Annotated in this window: 4 protein-coding genes; 3 read left to right on the top strand and 1 reads right to left on the bottom strand. The window is 49.4% G+C overall.

Features of this window, described 5'->3' with window-relative positions; all coding sequences use genetic code 11:
* Nucleotides 1-162 precede the first annotated feature (162 nt).
* Complete coding sequence (locus ABD892_RS11755) at nucleotides 163-1,047, bottom strand: DMT family transporter (RefSeq protein WP_345195868.1); 885 nt, start codon at nucleotides 1,045-1,047, stop codon at nucleotides 163-165.
* 122 nt (nucleotides 1,048-1,169) lie between these two features.
* Between ABD892_RS11755 and ABD892_RS11750 the strand changes: the two genes are divergently transcribed.
* The 3 genes from ABD892_RS11750 to ABD892_RS11740 all read left to right on the top strand — a co-directional run bounded on the left by ABD892_RS11750 (nucleotide 1,170) and on the right by ABD892_RS11740 (nucleotide 4,871).
* Nucleotides 1,170-2,102, top strand: a complete 933-nt coding sequence (locus ABD892_RS11750; protein ID WP_345195867.1) for a LysR family transcriptional regulator — start codon at nucleotides 1,170-1,172, stop codon at nucleotides 2,100-2,102.
* Nucleotides 2,103-2,237: 135 nt separating this feature from the next.
* The gene (locus tag ABD892_RS11745; protein ID WP_345195866.1) at nucleotides 2,238-2,837 is read left to right on the top strand and encodes an FMN-dependent NADH-azoreductase; all 600 of its coding nucleotides are present in this window, start codon (nucleotides 2,238-2,240) and stop codon (nucleotides 2,835-2,837) included.
* A gap of 360 nt (nucleotides 2,838-3,197) precedes the next feature.
* On the top strand, nucleotides 3,198-4,871 hold the full coding sequence (locus tag ABD892_RS11740) for a hypothetical protein (protein WP_345195863.1): 1,674 nt from the start codon (nucleotides 3,198-3,200) through the stop codon (nucleotides 4,869-4,871).
* Nucleotides 4,872-4,981 lie beyond the last annotated feature (110 nt).

Genomic DNA, 4,981 nt, shown 5'->3' with positions numbered 1-4,981 from the left:
GCGTTTTGTGCAAAAACTGTACTCTGTTGCCAAAAGTACGGCCAGCTTGCTCACATTCCCAAGGTTAAGCGGGATTTAAGGCTCCTTAAGACATGCCTTGCTATTGAAGCCATTATCTGAGCATATCAAGTATCTTGTGCCAGCGTTGTTTTTCAGTCGCTATCAGGTTTTGGCGTGTCCCAGTTTGCTGCTGAAGAACTGATTGATCGCGACAGCGGACAGAATGACGGTCAACGCGATCCAGGTAGTACCCGGCAATATCTCGTTATTGATGGTTGCACCCAGCAGTACACCAAACAATGGAACCAGGTAGTTGCTGAAGGAGGCGAAGACCGGCCCTGCCCGCTGGATCAGCACCATGTACAGGAAGTAAACGACACCTGCGCACATCAGGCCCAGGTAAACAACCGCTGTCAGGCTGTCAGCACTGGGTGACAATGTGGTAGGTGGTACCATGATGCTGGCAATGATCAACAATTGTGATGAAGCGGCCAGAAGTACATTTCGCGCCACCATCAGGGGATGGCTGCCTTCAATGCGCTTGAGCATCAGCAACGCAATCGCGAAGCTACCGGAGGCGCCGATAATGGCCAGTGCGCCGGCCAATGACCCATTACTGCTGCCCGTGATTAGCTGCGGGTAAAACAGCAGCAACAGACCGGCAAATCCAACAATCACACTGGTAATGCCTGTCAGTGTGATACGGGCACCGGCAACCAGCAGGGGCGCCAGCAAAATGGTAAAGAAGGGAATGGTGCCCATCAGGATGGCGGCAACGGCCGTATCCATGTACTGCTGTCCCCAGGCCACGAGTACAAAGGGCAGAGTCGCTTCCAGGAAGCCTACCAGGTGGTACATTTTCCAGTTGTTTTTTTCGCTTTTGATATTGAGCAGGCGGCAGACCAGCAGCAGGGTCAGGCAGCCGACCAATGCCCGGCCGGCACCGACCCAGACAGCAGGCAGGTCAGCCACAGCCATCTGTTGGAACAGGAACTGTGAGCCCCAGATCATGCCAATACCCAGCAAAAACAGCAGATTCTTAAACATAACTTTTATCCAGATGCATTCTGCGCGCGATGATAGTGCGCCCATAGAAATGAATAAAATGAATACTTAGCATTGTGATATGCTTTATTTCGATAGCTGTATTTGCCTGAGATGTTTCCGTCATGACCTCCCTGTTTCATCGTTTCGATCTTAACCTGTTGCGGATTTTTGACCTGCTGATGCGTGAACGCAGCGTTAGTCGGGTTGCAAGACAGCTGCACCTTTCTCAGTCAACCATCAGCCATTCTCTGGCCAGGCTTCGGGAAGGATTGGGGGATCCGCTGTTTGTCTCAACCCGCAGTGGCATGTTGCCGACGCCGCGGGCGCAGGCCATGGCGCAGCAAATCCGGGATTCCATGCAGCTGCTGGAGCAGAGCCTGGAGCGGGAGCCCGATTTTGATCCTGCAACCAGCCGGCGGGTATTCCGGATTGCTGCGGGCAGTTACTTTGAACTGATCATCCTGCCGGCTTTGCTGCTCCGGCTGGCGGCGGTGGCGCCAGGCGTTCGGCTGGATGTGTCAGAAATGTCGGCCAGTGATTATGAACACGAGCTGGAGCGGCAGCATGTGGATCTGGTCATCGGTTTTGAGCAACCGGTGCATTTGTCGGATAAATTGTCCAGCTGCCCTTTCCTGACAGAGCAGTTGGAAATCCTGTCTGCCTGCCCACTGGTGAATGCGGAGGATGAACTGCCCTTGGATATTCTCCGGGAAAGGGCGTTTATTTACCCATCCCCCTGGGGGCACAGCCAGGTCATCATGGACGACTGGTGTCGACAGCGAGGCATTGAGCGTAATGTCGGTATTCGCGTACCGGGTTTTATCGCCGTGCCTCCCCTGTTGCAGAGTGGCGACTGGCTGGTCGCCTTGCCGACAGCCGTTTCGCGCTATTTTGCCCAATACTATGGCTTTCATGCTCACACCTTACCGGATAATCCGCCCTGGTTTCGTCATATGCTTGCCTGGCATCCCGTGCAGGCTGGCGACAAGGGGCTGCAGTGGTTGCGGGCTCAGTTGTTGCTGGTAGCGGATGAGCTGGCGCTGACGGTGGATTGATAAGGTTGTTGTTTATTCGAAATTTACGAAGTTTCTGTCAGATTTTGTGTGATTTTAAATTGAAAAAAACGATAGATAATAGAAAGTGTGACATCCAATACGATTCTCAATGAACTGAGTCAGGGAGCTACCACGATGAAACTGCTGCAGATTAACTCCGGGATTTTTGGTCAGGACTCCCAGTCTACACAGCTGGCTGACCACTTTGTCAGCGAATGGCAGGCCCGTAACCCGGAGGGTGAAGTGGTCACCCGTGATTTCGCGGAGGAGCCCGTGCCGCATCTGGATGGTTTTCGATTCGGTGCCTTTGTTGCTGCGCCAGACCAGCGGACGACGGAACAGAAATCCGTTGTCGCTTATTCAGACCAGTTGATAGAGGAAATCCGCCAGGCAGACACGCTGGTGATTGGATTGCCCATGTATAACTTTAGCGTGCCATCGACGCTGAAAGCCTGGTTTGATCATATCGCCCGTGCCGGTGTCACCTTCGAGTACACTGAAACGGGTCCGGTCGGCCTGCTGGACAGTGCAACTAAGGTGCGAATCGTGGCAGCCCGTGGTGGGATGTACCAGGGGACGCCGAAAGATACCCAGACAGATTATGTGCGTATGTTTCTTGGTTTCCTGGGACTTACTGATGTGGATTTTATTTATGCAGAAGGTTTGAGTATGGGCGGTGACAACAAGGAAGAAGCCTTACAGAATGCAAGGGCACAAATCTCTGCCATGCTCTGATTAATTAACTATTACCAATTACTCCAATGTGTTGACAATATTTACGCAGGCTGCCCCGGCCTGCGTTTTTGTTGTTTCATGTGTCAACCCTGTTAGGTTTCTTGCTGATACCATATATATGGTTATTTTTCTTTGCTTTTGAAAATGCTAACAATAGTGTTTTGAATTAATACAACAAATAAATATTCCTTTAATAGAAATGAACTTAATTTGTTAGATAAAAGTCATAACGAAGTGAGTAAAGATCTCATCTCTTTGGCTGAATAATTATCAATTGGTCAGGTGGGATGTTTCTGTATTGAAACAGGGTTTTTTAATGCTTGATATGCATATAAAACTCAAACTAACAGGAGTCTATGTATGCGTTTTCCTCAAGGTGGGCAACGCCATGGTTTAAACCCATGGTACAGTCCACAGCAAAATCCCCGTTCGCGATTGGCCGGCAGTCAGGCTCCTCATCCCGATTTGAGATTACAGTTTCAGGCTCCACGTACTCAAGCGAGTTTCAATTACCCACCCCAGAGATACAGTCAGGAAACCTATCTACAAAGAGCAATGTCTGTTTCAGCTCATGGCCCAAGAGCTGAAATGTACGTACGCGAAGCTCACTACTCTGCATCACAAGGATATGTAGCTACTGGGGGGCAGCCGCAGGCAAGAGGGCAGATGTCACCTTGGGGGGCAAGACCTTCGATGATTTCGCCATTAATGATGATGCATGGACAACAGCCAGAAATGAGCCGGTCAGGGGTGGCAGGAATGCCTTTACCAACAGTTAGAAGAAGCCACCTTGAACGTTTGAGTGACTTTGCTTCTGGATCTGACTTTGGTAGAGAGAAAAGACACGCCACACCACAAGGGTCTATCCCGCAACATACTTATGCTGATCAATCGTTCTATGAAAGTCCACCAACAACCGTGAGTGCAGCTGCAACATCGACTATTACAACCCCAGCATTAATGGTTGAAACAGCTGCCGATTCTGCATACAAGGGAATGCCACAGTTGTCTCCTGCTATGGAGAGTTACTCCGAAACAATAACAACCCCACAATCTGATGCCTATATTGCAACTGACACCTATCAACCTTCAAAATCAAGCCATATTACAACTCCGAAGGTGTCAGTTGATACGCAAAAAGAGCTTTTGGAAAAGACATTTAAGGTTATTGACACTTTGGCGACTGCTGAGTTTATAAAGCTAGAACGTGACCACCGCATCCCTGTTGCAAAATCAAGAAAAGAATATAAAGCCTGGAAATTGTCGGGATCCAAACCGGGAGCCAAAAAACGTGATGCCAGAAGCAGTGAGGAGTCAGTAGCAAGACAATCAAGCAGTAAAAAACAAAAGGTAATGGATGATCAACCCAGCCCTTACCCATTGCTTACCGCCAGAAGTCCTGAAGTAAACATTTCTGGAAGCATATCTGTACAGCAGGCCAGACATCATGTGGAGGGTGGATTGACAACCTCTGCATCACCACAGCATTTATATACCCGGTCAGTGGCTGATCCAGGCGCATACCAACCGACGGGCACGGAAGAAAACCCTCTCTTTCTATTAGCAGGCGCTGCGACTTATGGATTGGCAAAAGATAGTGGTGATGCAGTAAAGGAACCACAGTTGCTTTCTGCAGCACCGGTATCTACATCATCAGCATCTGGATTACGATTGATAATTCCACCGCCATCAGATAGTAAAAAGGAAAGTCCATTGCCTAAAAAAAAGGGCTGTTGGAGATTGGCCCAACCAATGGAGGAGGGGCATGGCACTCTTTCTACTGCTTCATCAGGTGTGACGGCTCCTGCGAGCAGCGCTGTAAGCAGTCATTCAGGTAGTTTACCTCCTTTTACAACAGCATTTTTAACACAGCACTCGTCGTCATTGGCGTCTGATGCTTCGGCTTCGTTAGCAGGGCTGCTGCGGAGAAATAGAGATGCTAACCGGAGAATGGTTCAGCAGATATCATCTGGTGAGCAAAGTACGCAAGGAGGGCACGGTGAAACAACCGCTTATGAAGATGTAAGTGAGTAGAGCGAGAATTTTTTTCCAAATGGATTTATGTGTGAGGTTCCCGACTTCGGCTGACAGTCAAAACTAATGTGTCATTTTGTCTCGTAGAATCTCATAGGGCGTTTTTCCTT

The organism is Kistimonas scapharcae, assembly GCF_039540975.1.
Classification (GTDB): domain Bacteria; phylum Pseudomonadota; class Gammaproteobacteria; order Pseudomonadales; family Endozoicomonadaceae; genus Kistimonas; species Kistimonas scapharcae.
Note: the sequence above shows the minus strand (reverse complement) of the source record. Positions and strands in the feature narration are given on the sequence as shown.

Bases quoted from the DNA above. Each gene is read 5' to 3' on its own strand.
- ABD892_RS11755 (WP_345195868.1), bottom strand. From the start codon at position 1,047: ATGTTTAAGAATCTGCTGTTTTTGCTGGGTATTGGCATGATCTGGGGC.
- ABD892_RS11750 (WP_345195867.1), top strand. From the start codon at position 1,170: ATGACCTCCCTGTTTCATCGTTTCGATCTTAACCTGTTGCGGATTTTT.
- ABD892_RS11745 (WP_345195866.1), top strand. From the start codon at position 2,238: ATGAAACTGCTGCAGATTAACTCCGGGATTTTTGGTCAGGACTCCCAG.
- ABD892_RS11740 (WP_345195863.1), top strand. From the start codon at position 3,198: ATGCGTTTTCCTCAAGGTGGGCAACGCCATGGTTTAAACCCATGGTAC.